Here is a 17796-nt window from a genome sequence, read left to right as displayed (position 1 = left end):
TCATACTGCTTGGTTGATTCCATTTTGCAGCCGTCTTTCTGGATTTTTGTCCTCATACAGCGTGGTTGATTCCTTTTTGCAGCCTGCATTCTGGATTTTTGTCCCCATACAGCGCGGTTGACTCCATTTTGGAGCCGCCTTTCTGGATTTCTGTCCTCATCATACAGGGCATTTGACTCCATTTTGCAGCCTGCATTCTGGATTTCTGTCCTCATACAACCCGCATGCAAGCGGGGAGGCTCCCAGCAGGGCCGCAGAAAGCAAGTTCCTGCAACGGAAAGTAACGGACAACATTTATACTCGAAAACAACAATCTATGCGAAAACAGCCTTTAAAAAAGAAAGCACCTGCTCGTTATCGCAGGTGCCTCCCTTATTAGTGCTGTTCAGAAATGTTAGTCAGCGCTTGGCCTGCAGCTTCATTAGACATTTGATCAGTTGCAAGGTCACCCAGTGCAACATAACCCACAAGCTGATTATTTTCAACGATCGGCAAGCGGCGGATCTGATTTGATGACATCAGCTGCGCTGCTTCTTCGCTGCTCATGTCAGGTGTTCCCGTCACAAGGTTTGAAGACATAACATCTGCCACTTTTGTATCATTGGACATACCGTGTGCTGTTGAACGGAGCGTGATATCACGATCTGTAATGACTCCTTTTACCTGTCCTCCATCCACAACTGGAATGGAACCAATATTTTGGCTGCTCATCAATTCTGCAGCCTCCTGAATGCTTTGTGAAGAGGAAATCGTAACAAGATCTTTCGTCATACTTTCTCTAATAGATGAATTCAACTTAAAACAGCTCCTTTCAGCTAATAGTATGTGCAGGAAGACCGCTTTTTCTCTTAGAAAATGTGACCTTTTTACACATTTAAAACCATGTTCTGAAGCAGTCGGATTTGTTATTTGTATTCACCCCTCTTTTTCATTAAGATAAGGAAGAGGTGTTCTGAATGAACGGTTTTGAAAGACGAAAGCAGACTAAAATGGAGCAAATTCAAAAAGCGGCGTTTCAGCTTTTTTCACAATATGGAATAAATAAAGTAAACATACAGGAAATCGCAGCGGCTGCGAATGTTTCCCAGGTAACCATCTATAATTATTTCGGCAGCAAAGATGCGTTAGCGATACAGGTCATTAAAAGTTTTTTTCAGGAACAGATTGATTTCTATACGGACTTATTTAAAATGAACATTCCTTTTCAGGAAAAAATGGAAAAGCTCGTTGAACAAAAAATTGCCCATTCAAAGGCAATCGGTCCTGAACTTTTAGAATATATGATGGCTGACGAAGGAGAAATAAAGCAAATCATGACGGACTTTACGGTCAATCAATCCATGCCTCTTTTCAAAAGCTTTATTGAAAGCGGAAAAAAAGAAGGGCATATCAGAGATGAACTTTCATTTGAAACGATTATGTTTTACTTTAATATGTTTGCTTCAGAGGTATATAAACACCCGGAATTTATTTTGGACCATAAAGACAGAAATAAAATGACGAAAGAATTTCTGCATTTATTTTTTTATGGTCTAACAGGAAAATAAACATGGAAGGAGCTGCAAATAGCGGGCTTCTTTTTTCGATTTTGTGCTGTCTGAATGTTTGATTTTACAAGACTCTGATCGAGGACTATAATATGTAGTGTAAACTCATGAATGGAGAGGCGATAGTGTGTCAGAGAAACTCAAAAAAGACATAGAGAATCAATTATTTATTGCATGGGCGGCTTCATTCATCTCGATGCTTGGGAGCTTATATTTCTCAGAAATCATGAAATTCATTCCTTGTGAGCTCTGCTGGTATCAGCGGATCTTAATGTATCCGCTAGTCGTCATTCTTGGAATTGCGATCTATAAAAAAGATTACCAAATTGCGTTTTATTCCATGATTTTGTCAGCGATTGGCGGCACGATTTCCATTTATCATTATGCCGTTCAAAAAATTGACTTTGTAGGCGAAAATTCGGCATCCTGCGGCATTGTTCCCTGCACAGGAGAATACATCAACTGGCTCGGATTTATTACGATTCCATTTCTCGCACTGATCGGCTTTACCGTTATTTTTGCAGCAAGCTTGAATATTTACAGAAAAATGAAAGTAGGTCGTTAATATGAAAAAGCTTTTAATATTTGCAGGTATTTTTATCGTATTGTTTGGCGGTCTGGCATTTGTAACGAACTATCAGCAAACAGAAAAGGCGGAAGGCAATCCATACGGCAAGGACAAGCTGAATCCTGCTACCGTTGACCAGCTTGATGATCCAAATTATCAAAACATCATTCTTCCTGAAGAAGTAGATGAAAAGATGGATAAAAAAGAGGATTTTGTCGTTTACTACTTCAGCCCAACTTGTGAACACTGCAAAAGAACAACTCCTGAATTAATGCCTGCTGCAGAAGAAACAGGAGTAGAAATCGGTCAATTCAACCTGCTTGAATTTGAAGACGGCTGGCAGCAGTATGGAATCGAAGCTACGCCAACACTTGTACGCTACCAGGATGGAAAAGAAGTCGATCGTGTAGAAGGATATAATGATGGAGCTTATTTTAAAGATTTGCTGAGTAAATGGAAATAAGAAAAGCGAATCTGTGTTTTGGACAGGCAGATCTGCTCGAAGCAGCGATAAATCCAGGTTTTATCGGTAAAAATCACGCTTTAATCAACGAAATCCATGTTCTATCAACATTAATAAAAAGAAGGGTACACAGCCGTGCACCCTTCTTTTTATACGATCCACTTATTTGCCGGCTTCCCGTACTTGCTGACTTCTTCAGCCTTCTCTTTTGAAGAAAGAAAATGATCAAATGTAAGGGGAAATTGATAGCCGTACTGTTTTAAGATATTGATGTTCCGGTCATAAAGATTCCTGTGTTCCTCTTCTGATTGCTGATCCAAATGATTGAGCAATGCCGTCAGCGCTTGAAGACTGGACATGATCTGAAAGGCTTCTTTTAGTGTGCCATTATACTGCATTTCTTCTGTTTGAGGCTTTAGGACTGAAAGCTCATCCAGCTGATCAATGGTTTCATCTGAAAAGTACTGCGGGAACACTTCTTCATACATATTTTCAATCAGTTCTTCAATGTACTGCTCCTGCTCTTCGGTTGAAGCAAAAACAATTCTCAAATTAATTCACCTCTTTGCTGCGTTCGGGCTTTTCTCTTACTGCTAGAATAACATAGCTCTATTGCCCGAAGGAGAGGTAAGTGTTTCCGTTTCTAGCTTGGACATCCAATTAGCATCTTTAGTATACTTGGAGGACTACTGATAGATAGGGGATTGCAATGAAAATTAGAGGAGAATGGATGGAATTTCCGGTAAAGAAAGATTGGGCAGGAATTTCCCTCCAGCAAATGCTGAGAGAAAAAATGAAGGCGCCAAAGACACTTGTTCATAAGTGGCGTATGGACCGCGAAGTAAAAGTGAATGATGCAGATCCAAACTGGACGTCGCCATTAATCGAAAAAGACTCCGTTATGATTCGTTTATTTCAGGATGAAGAATTTGATATCACTCCCGAATACATGGAGCTTGATTTATTATTCGAGGACGAACATTTTCTTATTATCAATAAACCTGCCGGAATGGATACACATCCGAATGACCCCGGTCAAACTGGCACGCTCGCTAATGGAATCGCCTTTCATTTTCAGATGCAGGGAATGTCCAGAAAAATAAGGCATATTCACAGATTGGATCACGATACCTCTGGTGCGATTGTTTTTGCCAAACATGCCTTATCACATGCTATCCTGGACCGCCTCCTTGAAGAAAGGCTGATCAAAAGGACTTATACGGCCATCGTACAAGGGAAAATGAAGCAGAAAAAAGGACAGATTGACCAGCCAATCGGAAAAGACCGCCATCATCCGGTCCGCCGCAGAGTATCCCCGGGCGGCCAGCCTGCACTAACTCATTTTAAAACGGAAGATTATAATACCCGATTTGATGTATCTCTTGTCAAGCTTCAGCTCGACACAGGCCGCACCCATCAGATTCGTGTCCATTTGAGCCATATTGGCTATCCGATTTCGGGGGATGACTTATATGGCGGGAACAAAAACCTGATTGACCGCCAAGCTCTGCATGCATCAGAAATAACAGTTATGCATCCTTTTACAGATGAAAAAGTGACTGTAAGCGCGGACTTCCCTGATGATATGAAAAGATTAATAATTAAGCTGGAGTTTTAATGGGCCAAATTCTGAGGTTTGTGAAAATACTTTCCACATCACCAGATTTACTTGCCGAAAAAGAACCATTACTTTCCAAAATAGAAGATTTACTTGAGGAATCGATCACTTTACTATCTTTTTCCAAATGTCTCCTAATACAAAGAAAATGCCTCGAAAAATCCGGGGCATTCTTTTATAATTTCTTATTGAACACATGACTGACGCGCTCAAAACCCATCTTTTCTTCATAAAAACGGTGTGCATCAATCCGCTGATTTCCTGAGCTCAGCGTAATTATGCCGCAGCCGGCTTCTTTCGCAAGTTTTTCCACATAGTTTAACAGCTGTTCGCCAAACCCGCGTGACCGAGATTCTCCGTCTGTCACTAAATCATACACATAAATATGCTTATCGTTATAGAAATTTGTCAGTTCGATAATACCTGCTAATGCCTTAACCTGTTCATCTTCATAAAGTCCGATTAATCGGTATCCCTGCTTCCTCATTGGTTCGAGCAGCTTAAGGTACTCTTCCTCGCTGAGCTGTGTACGCAATTGAGACATAACCGGATAAGCTTTTTTAAAGTTTTCTTCCCCTGCAATCTCCCGAATGTCAATCATGGAAAAATCTCCTCCCGCTGCTAATTTACTTTTTCAGCATAAATAATGTAGCGCTCAGGCGCATTTCCGACAAAACTAAAAGGATAGCATGTCGTTAAGATCAGCTCTTCTTTTTCATTTTGCAGCGTGATCACACTCATGTCATCTGCATCGACAATTTTAGTCGACTTTATTTTGTACTCAAATTCCCCATAGGGCAGGAGTATGGTTAATGGATCGCCAATTTCCAGGTCTCCCGCTTTACGGAACACAGTATCTCTGTGCCCTGACAGGACAATCTGGCCGCTTTCATTCGGATAGTAGCTTCCCTTGTAGTGACCTACTCCCTTTTCCAGATCATCCGGGTCGGTTCCTTCTACAATCGGAAGCTCTGCGTCCAGGCGATCAATCTTAAGAATTCCTACTGCATTCCCAATCTCAGGCTCATACCTCTTCTCGGGTGTTGGAGAAGGCATTTTCTTTTCATCTGCTGACCTTATCGCAGCTTGAGCATCCGCCAATGACTGGTTTGTTTTAACATTGGTTTGAACAATCTGCCATACACCATAACCTGTAAAAAGAAGGCCAGCAACTATTAACAAAAGCGAAAAGAATTTGAATGCATTCATAGATCAGGCATTTCTCCTTTTTAAAAATAATCCGTACAATTTATCACTCTGATTATACCAAATATAACAAAATTGCACAGCTGAATTTTCCAGAAACAGACAAAGCAAAAAAACAGGCTATCCTTAGAGGACAGCCTGTTTTATGACTTACTCTCAATTAAAAATCAAAATTATCCGGATCTGGACCTACACGTTCGTCGCGGTTTAATCCATCGATTTGCTCCATCTCTTCTTGTGATAGTTCAAAGTCGAAGATTGAAGCATTATCGTAGATGCGGTGCTCTTTTACAGACTTGGGAATCGTAACAACTTCATTCTGCAGATCCCAGCGCAAGATGACTTGAGCTACAGATTTCCCGTGCTTTTCAGCAATTTCTGTTAATGTTTCGTCATCAAGAAGTTTTCCCTGCATAAGCGGTGACCAAGCTTCAAGCTGAATGCTGTGCTGCTTGCAGAAAGCCTGAAGTTCTTTTTGAGTTAAACGCGGGTGATATTCCACTTGGTTAACCATCGGTACAATCTCAGCATCCTTGATTACGTCTTCAAGATGGTGAATTTGGAAATTGCTCACACCGATTGCTTTTACTTTTCCTTCTTTGTAAAGCGTCTCAAGCGCTCTCCATGTATCTTTATACTTGCCTTCTACCGGCCAGTGAACAAGATATAAATCCAAGTATTCCAAGCCAAGCTTCTTCATGCTCTCATCGAAAGCTTTTAATGTTGACTCATATCCTTGGTCTGCGTTCCACACTTTCGTTGTAATGAAAAGCTCTTCACGTGGAACGCCGCTTTCTTTAATTCCTTGGCCTACACCTTCTTCATTTCCGTAGACAGCAGCAGTATCAATGCTTTTATAGCCTGCTTCAATTGCCCATTTCACAGAATTGACAACCTCAGATCCTTCTTCTACTTTAAATACGCCAAGGCCGAACCAGGGCATTTTAACGCCATTATGTAACACAGTTGTGTCCTGAAGATTTTTCGCCATGATAGTTTCCCCTTTCTGCTTATCAGATTACCTTCATTATCTGATAAAATTCTGTAAAATCCAAAAAATATGCCTCATTTTTTCTATTCCCATGTTCTTTTGCTAAAATATAAGAAGATTGTCATGTGAAAGGGTGCGGTTTGTGAAATGGAAACGAAAGAGGAGCTCCTCAGTCAATTAAAGGAAATTGAAAAATGGGAAGATGATCAGAAGGGCTTATTTTTCTGGGAAAAAATCAGCCGGATTCCCTTTAAATTATTAGATAAGCTTACACCTGCTTTTATTCAGAAGAAAATCGGTGTTCTGCTTGATGAACTCGGAAGCTTCATTCAAAGCGGCGGCAAGTATTTAACGCAGAAAAACGGCATTTTGAAAAAAGTTCAGCTCCTCGTTCCTAGTGAGAAGGTAAGTACAATCGATGATATGAAACGTGTGCCCATAAAAGTCATGAACCTTGTAAGCGGAGATCTAAGGACAAATCGCGGGAATGTCGCTACAGTTCAAGGTGCGACAACAGGATTCGGAGGAATTTTCACACTCGCAGTCGACATCCCAGTGCTGCTTGGACTTTCCTTAAAAACGCTGCAGGAGATTGCCATTGCTTATGGATATGATCCTGAAGACAAGGAAGAGCGGATTTTTATCGTTAAGTGCCTGCAGTTTGCATCAGCAGATATTGTCGGCAAACAAGCGATATTAAATGAATTGTCAGGCTATTATAACCGCAGCATGGAGTCTGCCGAAATGATGTCAAAGCTACAGGGCTGGCGTGAAGTGGTTTATACGTACCGCGACCATTTCGGGCTGAAAAAACTGCTGCAAATGGTGCCCGTTGCCGGCATGCTGTTCGGTGCGTATACAAATCGTTCGATGGTAAAGGATATTGCTGAAACGGGGATTATGTTATATCAGAAAAGAAGAATTCTTGAGAGGCTGGAGACTGATCCAGTCATGATCATAGAAGAAAAAGGAACTCAGCGATGAGTTCCTTTTTTAGATTAAAAGAATAATGCATCAAGTGAATAAGCGCCTGCACCTGTTAAAGCTACGCCTATGGCTACAGCAAGCAAAGTCAGGTTGAATTCATATCCATTTTGAGCAGCCCAGAAACCGTTCGGGGCATGAACTTTCACGATCGCTACAAGCATTGTGCCGGCTAATGCAGCTCCTGCAAGCGGAGTAAGAAAGCCTGCGGCAAAAAACGCTCCGCCGGCAAACTCAGCAAGCCCTGCGAGGACAGCCATTGCTACTCCAGGCTTGATGCCAATCGATTCAAAGAATCCCCCTGTGCCTTTAATGCCATGACCTCCAAATGAACCAAACAGTTTTTGAGCTCCATGAGCCATGAACGAAAGTCCAATCACTAAACGAATAAGTAAAAGTCCTAAATCTAATAACATTGTCATCATCCTTCTTTCAATTATTTTTAATTCGAGATATATCCTTAAAAAAATTTACTCTTTCATATATATGCAGTCTCCTACGAGAAAATACTTTTAATTAAAATATCTTGAATTCAAAGTAATTATATTCTTATTTTCACTTTCTGTCAACCTCTTATTTTTATAATCTTTCGTTCTGAAAATAGAACAAATTTGGATATCTGAAGAGATACAGTTCAAACAAATGGGAAACAACGTAACATTTTCTCTCCCTTTTCTGAAATATTGGAGCATGGTTGTCATTGAATATTAGAGAAGAGCAGGCGTTATGAACGAGCAGTGTTGCGCTTCCGCTTGCCGTCAGTGTACCTATAAATTAAAACGAGCCGATTCTGCATGAAGCGGCTCGTTTTATATGTTCTATTGTACTACTGCAAAAGAGAAATCCTGAGTGCCTGACGGAACGTTGTAAGCCTGTACTTCAATCGTATAAGCCCCAGCTTCCGCATTTGGCAAAATAACCGTTTCTACATTGTTTCTTCCATCCCATTCGCTGTTGTAAGGAGAAGTAAAATCATTTCCTGTGTACGTTTTTCCGCTAGGTGATTTTATGACAAGATCCAAATCATTGACGAGTGAAACAGATGCGGATGGATTTCCCGGATAATCTGTCCAGGCCAGCGCAATTCTAAGCGGCTTGCCGCTTGCAGCATTAAATGTATAAGCGGCTTTTTCATTTGTTCTCAGTGCTTTTGATTCGTTTGTAAATGCAGCATTGACTGATTTGTCTAGAGTTACTCTGCCCCATCCCTGATTTCCGCTTGGATAGCCTAGCCCAAGGTCCTTTGCACCTGCAATCAGAACGGCTTTAATAAGGGAAGGCTTAGGTGTAATTCCTTTATTTTTTATAAAGTGCTCACGCAATAGTGCAACATTTCCCGCTACAAGGGGAGTCGCCATTGACGTTCCGCCCATATAAGCATATTTGCTGTTATAATTCGCCCAGAAAGATGAATCTGGCGCCAATGAAGATCGGGTCGATAATATAAATGTTCCAGGTGCGACGATATCAGGCTTCACCCTCCCATCCGAAGTAAGTCCTCTTGATGAAAAAGCAGCGATTTGATTACTATTATCCGCATATGTTCCGAAAGACGGACGGTTATTTTCAGAAGCCCCGACAGTAATCGCATTTTTAGCTGTTCCAGGCGTGTTCAGTGTTTTGGCATTCGGTCCTTCATTGCCTGCTGCAAACAGCACGGTCATATCATCGTTATTATAAACATATTCATCCACTTGCTTTGATTCTGTTGTATACGCACCTGCAACTGGCGCACCCCAGGAATTCGTATGGACTCTCGCCCCTGCATTGTATGCCTGTGAGAAAAGAGTATTAAGATTGCTTGGCAATCCTCCAAGGCCTCCGCCTGCATCCATAATCGACTGAAATACGAGTCCGGCTTTAGGAGCCATCCCCTTGAACTGTGCGTCTCCAAGCACAGAGCCTGCCACATGAGTTCCATGACCGTTAGGATCACTTGCGTTGTTTGTCCGTCCTAATGCATATAGAGCTTTGATCTTTCCGCCCTGGAATGCCTCGTGCATAGAAGCATCGTTTCTGCCTGTATCAAGCCCTGTGTCTGCAACCGCAACTGTCTGGCCTGCACCTGAAAGTCCAAATGTGCTGCTCGCTGTATTTACCTTCATGATGCCGGCAGCCACATCATTGTTAAGCTGGAACGTATTTTCTTTTGCTATAAAAAGTGTATCTTCATGAGAAGCATATTCGATGATTTCTGTAAGATTTTTCTTCACTGCTTTTTTCTTCGATTTGTCGACGTGTTTTAATTCAACATCAAAGAGCTTGCTGTATCCAGATTCAAAAAGAGCCGGATCTAATTTATATAAAGGCAGGTATGCTTTTACAGACGCAATTCCCTTTCCCTTTTTTAAAGAACGAACGGTTTTTGGATCCGCCTTCACCACAAATGCATAATCAGGTACATACTCAATGATTTTAGCACCTGCTCCTGTGATGGATAAACGGTCTGCTTCCGTTACTGGACCGCTTAACTGCACGACATAAAGCGTGTTTTTAGAACTTGTCTGCTCAAGCTTCTTCAGCACATTCTTGGGAATCTTGCTGATATAGCTCTCCATTTTGAACATGGCTTTTCCTCCGGACCGATTATGTCCGCTGAATGATGCTTGTCCAGCTTCCGTCAGTTTCAGTTCCTGAAGCTGCTGCGGGGCAGCATCCGCCTGAACATTCGGCATAAATACAACACATCCAGCTATACAAAGTGTCGTCATAAAAGCGGTCAACTTAACGCCTTTTCCCAAACCCACCAGCTCCTCAAGGTTCCATGATTAGAAGATTTTTCACTTTCTTCTATACTCTACTAATCTATCACACTAGTATAGATTGTTGTATTGGGAAAAAGACCTCTAAATATCTAAATGATCACTGCACTTTGAAAAGGTTTTCTCACATATGAAATCAAACTCCTGCCACTGTTGAATGAATATCTCATTAGCCTTTAGGTAGATCACCTTTTCAGTTTCTGAGGCTGTCTTCTCATAGATTGTTGTTTTTGTTATAATTTCGCGCAGCAAAATCGGTTTGACACTCGAACTTCGGGATCCTTGTCCGTTTCTTTACGCTGCAGGCACATGCTTTCCGCGTGAGGAGCCTCCTCGGCTTCTGGCTTCGCCTGCTGTGTCTGCCCTCCTCTCTTTTTCCTGGAGGAGTCAAGTGCCTTCCCCTTCTAAAGCAACAACTTTACGAGACCTTTTTTTTTGAACTTTGTGTCCGCCGAAAGCTCTATAAGTTCACATAAAAAAGATCTTCCCATCACTGCAGGAAGATCTTTTTTCATTGTGTTTTTCCAATCATTTCAACAACTTCTCTTACTTCTTGCAGTATCATTTGCCGGGTTTCTTCATCAACATATTGCACAGAATATATGAACTTATGTGCAAGCGTTTCGATTCCGCAAAAATTCATGATGCCAATATCAAACGCAGTCTGCATTGCCATGGTCAATTGCGGCGGCTTTAACAATTTTTCAGGCTGCCCCGTAGTCTGGAAAATCAGCGCCTGTTTTTCTTTCAGCAAGCCCTCAGGCCCTTCATCAGCATATCGAAAAGCAAAACCGTTGGTGAATACTCTGTCAAAATACCCTTTTAAAATAGCAGGCATCCCTATCCACCATGTCGGAAAAACAAAGACCAGAATATCTGCCCATATGATTTCTCTCTGTTCCGCCTGAATATCAGCCGGAATTTTATCCTGATAAAAGGATGTATAATCGTCCTCTGTCAGAATCGGATCAAACTTCATTTGATACAGATCCCTTTTTCTAACCTGAAATTCTTTGCTTATAAATTCTTTTTCCACTGCATCACATATCGCTGCATTAAAGCTTTCGGGATTAGGATGAGCATAAATTATCAATACATTCATTTCATTCTCCTAAAATCGCTTTTTTATTATTGTTTGCGGAGAATGGAAATATTATGATTTTTCATGGTATTTTTATGTAAAGCAGTTAACGTATTTGTTATTATTTCATGCTATATTCTGAAATTTCCACTATAATATCGATACTATTTGCCAGTAGAGGAGTGTACAAACCATGATTGAAAAATTCAAAGTAATCATCACAACACTTGGACGTGAAAGACAAATTACCGTCTATTTGCCTGAAAACTACGCAATCAGTTCTAAAGCTTATCCGGTCCTCTATATGCACGATGGACAAAATTTATTTGAAGACAGAGATGCAAGTTTTGGTGTCAGCTGGGGCATAAAGGATTACCTTGAGCAGAGCGGCCTGGAGCTGATTGTCGTTGGCATTGACTGTAATCATTCAGGATACAATCGATTTAACGAATATGGTCCGTGGATCAACAAAGACCTTGCAGGGGACCTGGCTGGACAGGACGTTAACCTTGGAGGTGAAGGTGAAGCGTACATCGACTTCATCGCCTGGGAACTAAAACCGCTGATTGACAGCAAGTATCGAACACTCCCTGGTGGAACTTCGATGGCAGGCAGTTCAATGGGCGGTTTAATTTCTACATATGCAGCATGCAAATATCCTCATATCTTCAAAAAAATTGCTTCTCTTTCATCTGCTTACTGGTTTAACCAGCATGAGATTGAAACACTGATAAAAGACAGTGATTTGTCAGCAATTAAAAAGTTTTATATGGATGTCGGCACAAAAGAAATAACGGCATCCATTCATCATCAGGATTATATTGATTCCAGTGACGATGTGTATGCGATTCTTAAAGGAAAAATTGGCGATTGCCGCTATGAAGTAATCGAAGATGCCGAACACAATGAAGTAGCCTGGAGAAAGAGAGTGCCGGAGATTTTTACGTATTTGTACTCATAATTTTAGGCTCTTTTTGGTAAATTTTCTTGCTTGAGCTAGTCCGTTAAAAATCAAGAAGGCCCTCACGCAGTAAGGAAGTGCCCCAAAACCGAGTTTGCAGCACCAAGAAGGCCCTCCCCCAGTATGGAAGTGCGCCAAAACCGAGTTTGCAGCACCAAGAAGGCCCTTCCCCAGTATGGAAGTGCGCCAAAACCGAGTTTGCAGCACAAGAAGTCTTACGCCATCTAAAATAGCGCTGTATCTCAAAATTCGAAGAAAAGAGCACGACCGAAAACTTGATGTGTGTCCAATCACACAAGGCAAAGCAACAATCAATGAGAACATTGCCTACAATAAAAACGCATGGACATAGAATCCATGCGTTTTTATTGTAGGCAATCTTGATTAGATTATTTTCGAAACTCCGGATTTGTTTGCGAAATCATATAAATTATTAGCGAAACTGCACTCCTATGATTATTCTGCTTATAACAACAATAATCGACATTCTTTATTGTCCGAAATAACGACATTCCTCTTAAAATGAAGTCAGTTTTTCCAATGCATTGGTCCGCTTTCTATCTTTCACATGCTGAGCAGGATCAAAATAGCCAAGCTGCAGAATGCCGATGATTTTTTCGCCATTTTGAACTCCGATGGCACGGCGGAATTTCGGATCATATATGTAATTTGGCGTCTTCCAGACCATCCCTAGTTCTTTTTCCCAGCCAAGCAGCTGCAAATTTTGAATAAGACTGCTTATTGCAGCAAAATCCTCTTCCCAAATTTTCTGGCGGGGATCTTCAGGCATAATGGCAACTAAAAATGCAGGAACATCTGCAAGTTTTGATCTCACTTTTTCATGTGTTTTTGCTTCGCAGCAAGCAAGAACAGTCTGAATCAAAGCTTCCCGCCGCTCTTCGCTTACAAATAAGAACCTCCAAGGCTCTCTAAGCCCATGATTAGGCGCCCAGACAGCGTTATTAAGCAGGGTGACAACATCTTCTTCCTTGACCTCGAGAGGCAGGTAATTTGATTTGATTGAAATTCTTTCCCGTATTACAGCCGAAATGGATTGTTGCTGAATCATCTTTCATCCTCCAATTGATAACGATTTTCACTATCATCTACAAGCAATAGTATCACTCCGAGTTTTTTTCGTCAATTAATTGAAGAAGAGAAATGGTCTTCATTTTGCTAGGTATGTTGATGTTCTATCATGCGCTCTCTGAGCGTTTAATGAAACTATAATTTCCCAAATTAAAAACCCTTCAATTAAGAAGGGCTTGATCATTAAAAGAACAGATTTAAAATAAAATAGGAAATCGCTGCTAATGTAGCAGAAATCGGCAAGGTGATGAACCATGTGATGATCATCGTTTTAGCCGTTCCCCATTTTACACCTTTAATTCGGTGGGCAGAGCCTACACCAAGGATTGAAGATGAAATAACGTGTGTTGTACTTACTGGCAAATGAATAATAGAAGCGCCAAAGATAACCGCTGCTCCTGTTAAATCAGCTGCTACACCGTTAACTGGGCGAATCTTCATGATCTTTCCGCCAACGGTTTTAATGATTTTCCAGCCGCCGACACTCGTTCCAAGTCCCATTGCAAGGGCACATGAGAATTGAACCCACCATTGAATATCTGTAGAATCTTGAAGATTCCCTGCAATCAGAGCCATTGTGATGATCCCCATCGCTTTTTGAGCATCATTCGTACCGTGAGTGTAAGATTGCAAAGCAGCAGTTGCTACTTGAATCGCACGGAAATTTCTGTTTGTTTTTGTAAGATTATTGTTTTTAAAAACGACTTTAAAAATGCTGTAAACAATATAACCGATTATAAATGCCAAGATCGGTGAAATGATAAGGGCCTGAAGGATTTTCAAGAATCCTGAATAGTTTAATGAACTAAATCCTGCCGCTGCAATCGCAGCACCAGCGATTGAACCAATAATTGCATGGGAAGAACTGCTTGGAATCCCATAATACCAAGTAATCAAATTCCACGTGATAGCTGCAATCAGTGCAGCTAAGATAACAACAGATCCATTTTGCAGGGTAAATGGATCAACAATATCCTTTGTAATTGTCTTTGCCACGCCTGTGAATGTCATGGCACCGACGAAGTTCATGACAGATGCAAGGATAATTGCCTGTCTTGGTTTAAGGGCTTTCGTTGATACGGATGTTGCAATCGCATTCGCTGTATCATGAAATCCGTTAATAAAGTCAAATGCCAAGGCAAAAATAACAATAAGAATGGTAAGAATTAATATAGTATCCATAATATCGCCTCTTACGCGTTCTTCATGATGATAGTCTCAAGTGTGTTGGCAACACCCTGACAGCTATCAGCAATTTCTTCAAGTGTTTCATAGATCTCTTTATATTGAATAATTTTAATTGGGTCTTTTTCGATTGCAAATAAATTTTTCACAGCTGTACGCAAGTAATTATCACAGTTTGACTCAAGTTCTTTTAAACGGATTGCATGAGTGCGGATATCGCTCAGCTTTTTATTAGAAAGCAGCTCAATTGATTTAGCGATTTCGATTGTACACTCATTAATTGTGTCAACGAACTTTACCATGTAGTCAGTCGGCTGTGTAACAGAATACATTTCAAACAGTGCCGCAGAATGTTCGATGCCATCTAAAACATCGTCCATGATCATTGCGAGCTGAAGAATGTCTTCGCGCTCAATCGGAGTAATGAATGCTTTGTTCAGTTCCATGATGATGGTATGAACAAACGTGTCACCCTTTGACTCATAATCCTTAATTGTCTCTGAGAAAACTTTCAGATCGTTGGCATTTTTGATTTTGAAATCAACAAAATACTGCCCAGTTTCTTTTAAGTTCTCAGATATTTGACTTAACATTTCAGAAAACTTATCTTTTCTTCTTTTGATAGCCATTGCTTATTCCTCCAAGGAGCCATATATTTTTTATTTTCTCTCTTTATTTGCAACTTAAAAAGTATATACGTTAATGTCGAATCCGAAAAGACTTTGTCGTTAATTTTAACAATTTCTTTACAAAGTATTAATATTAGTAAAATATTTCTATGGTATTGATTTCTATATAAATTTACACAATCTTAAAAAAACATAAAAAAAAGCGGAAACTCCGCTTTTTTTACTTAGCAATTGAGATTTTTGCAGGTTCTGCATGTTCAGCAGGAGGATGAAACTCATCTTCCATTTTAGATACAACAACCGTTGCCACACCATTTCCAATCAGATTTGTGATCGCACGGGCTTCAGACATAAAACGATCCACTCCGAGCAGTAAGGCGATGCCTTCAACCGGAATCATCGGGAATGCAGCAAGCGTGGCTGCCAATGTAATAAATCCGGATCCGGTTACTCCTGCCGCCCCTTTAGATGTAAGCATCAGAATGCCAAGAAGGGTCAGCTGCTGCCAAATACTGAGGTCTACTCCGTATGCCTGTGCAATAAACATCGCTGCCATGGATAAATAGATTGAAGTGCCATCCAAGTTAAAGGAGTAGCCTGTCGGAATAACAAGTCCAACAACAGATTTAGAACATCCGTATTTCTCCATTTTCTCCATCATCTTCGGAAGTGCGGATTCTGATGAAGAAGTTCCGAGAACAAGCAAGATCTCTTCTTTAATATATGCGATAAATTTGATGATGCTGAATCCATAATATTTTGCAATCGCTCCTAAAATAAAAATGATAAATAGGAACATCGTGATATAAACAGAACCCATTAATTTACCGAGAGCAACAAGCGAGCCGAGTCCAAATTGCCCAATTGTGTAAGCCATCGCGCCGAATGCCGCAAATGGAGAAACTTTCATGATCATGTTGACAACACCGAAGAAGATATCTGTCAGCCTTTCAAACAAAACGACAACCGGTTTTGCTTTTTCGCCAACCGCTGCCATTGAAATACCAAACAGAACGGCAAAGAATAAGATTGGGAGCAGTTCTCCCTCAGCCATCGCACCTACAACATTCTCAGGAATAATGCCGACAATAAAGTCAACGAATCCGTGACTTGTTTCCTCAGCCTGCTCTGTATACTGGGATACATCTCCACCCTCAACTTTATCTGTGTTGAAGCCGTCACCAGGCTTTACAATTCCTACTACGATAATTCCGATTGCAAGTGCAAAGGTCGTCACAATTTCAAAATACAGAAGAGCCTTGCCTCCGATTCTTCCAACCTTTTTCAAGTCACCCATGCTTCCAATACCAATAACAACCGTAAAAAAGATAATTGGCGCAATCACCATTTTAATCATTTTGATAAAAACATCTGCTAATACCTTCAGCTCAATTCCGAAGCTTGGAAACAAAAAGCCGACTGCAATCCCTAAAATAATCCCGATAATTACCTGAACCGTCAAATTCTTAAAATTAATTTTCATAGTATCCTCCGTCCTATTATTGATAGCGCTTTCAAGAATACCTTTATATTAACTGATAATTTCGACACCACTCCGTTTTGGTATTATTGTTCTTTTTGGTCTTTTTGGTCACTAGAAAAGCGGAGGCGCTACGTCTCTCTGAATACCTCATTAATAGAAAAACCGCTGCACCAATGCAGCGGCCAATTTTTATCGCTCGTTTCGAATGTCATCAATCCAATTGTCCCCATATTCAGAGGAATACGCCTCATAAAGCGGCATAAAAACTTCCTGCCATTTATCTTTTTCAGCTTCACTTAGCTCATGTATTTTCATCTTGGAATTTTGTTTCATTCTTCTCAGCTGTGAGTCATTCATGTTTTTTGATTCCTCAAGCATCCACTCTGTCGTTTCATTCATGGCTTTTTGAATTTGAGTTTGCAGTTCGGGTTCCAGGCTGTTCCAGAACTCTTCATTCATTAAAACCGAATAGCCTAAATAGCCGTGGTTTGAAACCGTCATGTCTTTTTGCAGACGATAAAATCCTTTTGAATAAATATTTGAAATTGTGTTTTCCTGTCCATCAAATTCATTGCCTTCCAATGCGATGTATACATCATTGAAGGAAGCAGCTTTTGGAATGGCACGGAGAAGTTCAAACTGTTTAGCAATTGTATCACTTGGCATAATTCTAAAGCGCTGTCCTGAAAAATCCTCAGGAGCAATCAATGCGCCGCTGCTGCTTGTCATTTGCTTAAAGCCATTCCCCCACAAAGCAAGGCCCTTAATATTTTCACGTTCAAGTTTGCCGAGCATCCGTTCTCCAACTTCTCCTGTATAAACGTTTTTTACATGCTGCTCATCCTGAAAAATAAAAGGCAAATCAAGCACCTGCCATTCAGGGATGACCTCCGTCATTTTTGAATAAGAAGGAGCAATCATTTGGACGTCGCCCTTTTTCAATGCCTGCAGTTCTTTTTCATCTGAATACATAATTTCATTTGGAAAAACTTCCACTTTTATTTTTCCATCTGTCCGGTTCGCGATAATCTCAGCAAATTTTTCTGCCGCCAGTCCCTTAGGTGTATTTTCAGCTACCACATGACTGAACTTAATCACAATTTGGTCATTCAAACCAGTCTGTTCATCGTCATCTTCAATTTCGTGCATGGGATCATGTGAAAAAACTGCCACTAAAATGAGCACAGTTAATAGACTTGCACTAATAAACCATTTCATACTATCCACCG

At 40.7% G+C, this 17796-nt stretch carries 20 protein-coding genes; 7 read left to right on the top strand and 13 right to left on the bottom strand.

The genetic code is table 11. The annotated features are described in order from the left end of the window. Positions 1-375: 375 nt before the first annotated feature. On the bottom strand, positions 376-771 hold the full coding sequence (locus tag GJU41_RS00480; protein WP_070877220.1) for a CBS domain-containing protein: 396 nt from the start codon (positions 769-771) through the stop codon (positions 376-378). A gap of 185 nt (positions 772-956) precedes the next feature. On the opposite strand from GJU41_RS00480, the gene GJU41_RS00475 reads away from it, so the two are divergent. The 3 genes from GJU41_RS00475 (at position 957) to GJU41_RS00465 (ending at position 2578) form a co-directional block, all read left to right on the top strand. Further along, positions 957-1547, top strand: coding sequence for a TetR/AcrR family transcriptional regulator (locus tag GJU41_RS00475; protein ID WP_070877175.1), 591 nt, complete (start codon positions 957-959; stop codon positions 1545-1547). Between the two features lie 127 nt (positions 1548-1674). After that, entirely contained in the window at positions 1675-2112 is a 438-nt protein-coding gene (locus GJU41_RS00470; RefSeq protein ID WP_170292685.1) for a disulfide oxidoreductase, read from the top strand. A gap of 1 nt (position 2113) precedes the next feature. Beyond that, positions 2114-2578 carry a thioredoxin family protein gene (locus tag GJU41_RS00465; RefSeq protein ID WP_154317817.1) on the top strand — a complete coding sequence of 155 codons (465 nt, stop codon included), beginning with the start codon at positions 2114-2116 and terminating at the stop codon, positions 2576-2578. Positions 2579-2727: 149 nt separating this feature from the next. Here the strand turns inward: GJU41_RS00465 and GJU41_RS00460 are convergent, their stop codons facing one another. Continuing rightward, a complete protein-coding gene (locus GJU41_RS00460) occupies positions 2728-3129 on the bottom strand; it encodes a DUF5365 family protein (RefSeq protein WP_154317816.1) in 402 nt (133 codons plus the stop codon). 158 nt (positions 3130-3287) lie between these two features. Here GJU41_RS00460 and GJU41_RS00455 point away from each other — a divergent pair, with 158 nt between their 5' ends. After that, the gene (locus GJU41_RS00455; protein WP_154317815.1) at positions 3288-4196 is read left to right on the top strand and encodes an RluA family pseudouridine synthase; all 909 of its coding nucleotides are present in this window, start codon (positions 3288-3290) and stop codon (positions 4194-4196) included. Between the two features lie 175 nt (positions 4197-4371). On the opposite strand, the gene GJU41_RS00450 is transcribed toward GJU41_RS00455, so the two are convergent. The 3 genes from GJU41_RS00450 to GJU41_RS00440 all read right to left on the bottom strand — a co-directional run bounded on the left by GJU41_RS00450 (position 4372) and on the right by GJU41_RS00440 (position 6393). Then, positions 4372-4797: a GNAT family N-acetyltransferase gene (locus GJU41_RS00450; RefSeq protein ID WP_070877181.1), complete on the bottom strand. Its 426-nt coding sequence runs from the start codon at positions 4795-4797 to the stop codon at positions 4372-4374. Between the two features lie 20 nt (positions 4798-4817). Continuing rightward, entirely contained in the window at positions 4818-5405 is a 588-nt protein-coding gene (locus GJU41_RS00445) for a class D sortase (protein ID WP_070877182.1), read from the bottom strand. A 157-nt stretch (positions 5406-5562) separates the two neighbouring features. Beyond that, complete coding sequence (locus tag GJU41_RS00440; RefSeq protein ID WP_154317814.1) at positions 5563-6393, bottom strand: aldo/keto reductase; 831 nt, start codon at positions 6391-6393, stop codon at positions 5563-5565. 147 nt (positions 6394-6540) lie between these two features. Here GJU41_RS00440 and GJU41_RS00435 point away from each other — a divergent pair, with 147 nt between their 5' ends. Beyond that, positions 6541-7377: an EcsC family protein gene (locus GJU41_RS00435; protein ID WP_154317813.1), complete on the top strand. Its 837-nt coding sequence runs from the start codon at positions 6541-6543 to the stop codon at positions 7375-7377. Between the two features lie 14 nt (positions 7378-7391). Here GJU41_RS00435 and GJU41_RS00430 read toward each other — a convergent pair whose 3' ends face one another. From GJU41_RS00430 to GJU41_RS00420, 3 genes are all read right to left on the bottom strand, one after another. Then, positions 7392-7793, bottom strand: coding sequence for a DoxX family protein (locus GJU41_RS00430; RefSeq protein WP_070877185.1), 402 nt, complete (start codon positions 7791-7793; stop codon positions 7392-7394). 402 nt (positions 7794-8195) lie between these two features. Beyond that, positions 8196-10118, bottom strand: coding sequence for a S8 family serine peptidase (locus GJU41_RS00425; protein WP_154317812.1), 1923 nt, complete (start codon positions 10116-10118; stop codon positions 8196-8198). Positions 10119-10650: 532 nt separating this feature from the next. Then, entirely contained in the window at positions 10651-11241 is a 591-nt protein-coding gene (locus tag GJU41_RS00420) for an NAD(P)H-dependent oxidoreductase (protein WP_070877187.1), read from the bottom strand. 172 nt (positions 11242-11413) lie between these two features. Between GJU41_RS00420 and GJU41_RS00415 the strand changes: the two genes are divergently transcribed. Together GJU41_RS00415 and GJU41_RS24560 are read left to right on the top strand one after the other, a co-directional pair. Next, positions 11414-12181 carry an alpha/beta hydrolase gene (locus GJU41_RS00415; protein WP_154317811.1) on the top strand — a complete coding sequence of 256 codons (768 nt, stop codon included), beginning with the start codon at positions 11414-11416 and terminating at the stop codon, positions 12179-12181. Positions 12182-12356: 175 nt separating this feature from the next. Beyond that, on the top strand, positions 12357-12533 hold the full coding sequence (locus GJU41_RS24560; protein WP_170292684.1) for a hypothetical protein: 177 nt from the start codon (positions 12357-12359) through the stop codon (positions 12531-12533). 165 nt (positions 12534-12698) lie between these two features. Here GJU41_RS24560 and GJU41_RS00410 read toward each other — a convergent pair whose 3' ends face one another. The 5 genes from GJU41_RS00410 to GJU41_RS00390 form a co-directional block, all read right to left on the bottom strand. Further along, positions 12699-13250, bottom strand: coding sequence for a nitroreductase family protein (locus tag GJU41_RS00410; RefSeq protein WP_154317810.1), 552 nt, complete (start codon positions 13248-13250; stop codon positions 12699-12701). A gap of 203 nt (positions 13251-13453) precedes the next feature. Continuing rightward, entirely contained in the window at positions 13454-14452 is a 999-nt protein-coding gene (locus GJU41_RS00405; protein WP_070877190.1) for an inorganic phosphate transporter, read from the bottom strand. Positions 14453-14463: 11 nt separating this feature from the next. Further along, on the bottom strand, positions 14464-15084 hold the full coding sequence (locus GJU41_RS00400) for a DUF47 domain-containing protein (RefSeq protein ID WP_070877191.1): 621 nt from the start codon (positions 15082-15084) through the stop codon (positions 14464-14466). Between the two features lie 220 nt (positions 15085-15304). Continuing rightward, a complete protein-coding gene (locus GJU41_RS00395; RefSeq protein WP_070877192.1) occupies positions 15305-16567 on the bottom strand; it encodes a dicarboxylate/amino acid:cation symporter in 1263 nt (420 codons plus the stop codon). 189 nt (positions 16568-16756) lie between these two features. Then, on the bottom strand, positions 16757-17785 hold the full coding sequence (locus tag GJU41_RS00390) for a DctP family TRAP transporter solute-binding subunit (RefSeq protein WP_070877193.1): 1029 nt from the start codon (positions 17783-17785) through the stop codon (positions 16757-16759). Positions 17786-17796: the final 11 nt, after the last annotated feature.

The sequence above is a fragment of the Metabacillus idriensis genome, assembly GCF_009674765.1.
Lineage (GTDB): Bacteria > Bacillota > Bacilli > Bacillales > Bacillaceae > Bacillus_P > Bacillus_P idriensis.
Note: the sequence above shows the minus strand (reverse complement) of the source record. Positions and strands in the feature narration are given on the sequence as shown.

Excerpts from the sequence above, each read along its gene's own strand:
- GJU41_RS24560 (WP_170292684.1), top strand. The coding sequence starts at position 12,357 with ATGGAAGTGCGCCAAAACCGAGTTTGCAGCACAAGAAGTCTTACGCCA.
- GJU41_RS00475 (WP_070877175.1), top strand. The coding sequence starts at position 957 with ATGAACGGTTTTGAAAGACGAAAGCAGACTAAAATGGAGCAAATTCAA.
- GJU41_RS00395 (WP_070877192.1), bottom strand. The coding sequence starts at position 16,567 with ATGAAAATTAATTTTAAGAATTTGACGGTTCAGGTAATTATCGGGATT.
- GJU41_RS00390 (WP_070877193.1), bottom strand. The coding sequence starts at position 17,785 with ATGAAATGGTTTATTAGTGCAAGTCTATTAACTGTGCTCATTTTAGTG.
- GJU41_RS00455 (WP_154317815.1), top strand. The coding sequence starts at position 3,288 with ATGAAAATTAGAGGAGAATGGATGGAATTTCCGGTAAAGAAAGATTGG.
- GJU41_RS00430 (WP_070877185.1), bottom strand. The coding sequence starts at position 7,793 with ATGTTATTAGATTTAGGACTTTTACTTATTCGTTTAGTGATTGGACTT.
- GJU41_RS00465 (WP_154317817.1), top strand. The coding sequence starts at position 2,114 with ATGAAAAAGCTTTTAATATTTGCAGGTATTTTTATCGTATTGTTTGGC.
- GJU41_RS00480 (WP_070877220.1), bottom strand. The coding sequence starts at position 771 with ATGACGAAAGATCTTGTTACGATTTCCTCTTCACAAAGCATTCAGGAG.
- GJU41_RS00405 (WP_070877190.1), bottom strand. The coding sequence starts at position 14,452 with ATGGATACTATATTAATTCTTACCATTCTTATTGTTATTTTTGCCTTG.
- GJU41_RS00450 (WP_070877181.1), bottom strand. The coding sequence starts at position 4,797 with ATGATTGACATTCGGGAGATTGCAGGGGAAGAAAACTTTAAAAAAGCT.
- GJU41_RS00400 (WP_070877191.1), bottom strand. The coding sequence starts at position 15,084 with ATGGCTATCAAAAGAAGAAAAGATAAGTTTTCTGAAATGTTAAGTCAA.
- GJU41_RS00410 (WP_154317810.1), bottom strand. The coding sequence starts at position 13,250 with ATGATTCAGCAACAATCCATTTCGGCTGTAATACGGGAAAGAATTTCA.
- GJU41_RS00445 (WP_070877182.1), bottom strand. The coding sequence starts at position 5,405 with ATGAATGCATTCAAATTCTTTTCGCTTTTGTTAATAGTTGCTGGCCTT.
- GJU41_RS00415 (WP_154317811.1), top strand. The coding sequence starts at position 11,414 with ATGATTGAAAAATTCAAAGTAATCATCACAACACTTGGACGTGAAAGA.
- GJU41_RS00420 (WP_070877187.1), bottom strand. The coding sequence starts at position 11,241 with ATGAATGTATTGATAATTTATGCTCATCCTAATCCCGAAAGCTTTAAT.
- GJU41_RS00440 (WP_154317814.1), bottom strand. The coding sequence starts at position 6,393 with ATGGCGAAAAATCTTCAGGACACAACTGTGTTACATAATGGCGTTAAA.
- GJU41_RS00435 (WP_154317813.1), top strand. The coding sequence starts at position 6,541 with ATGGAAACGAAAGAGGAGCTCCTCAGTCAATTAAAGGAAATTGAAAAA.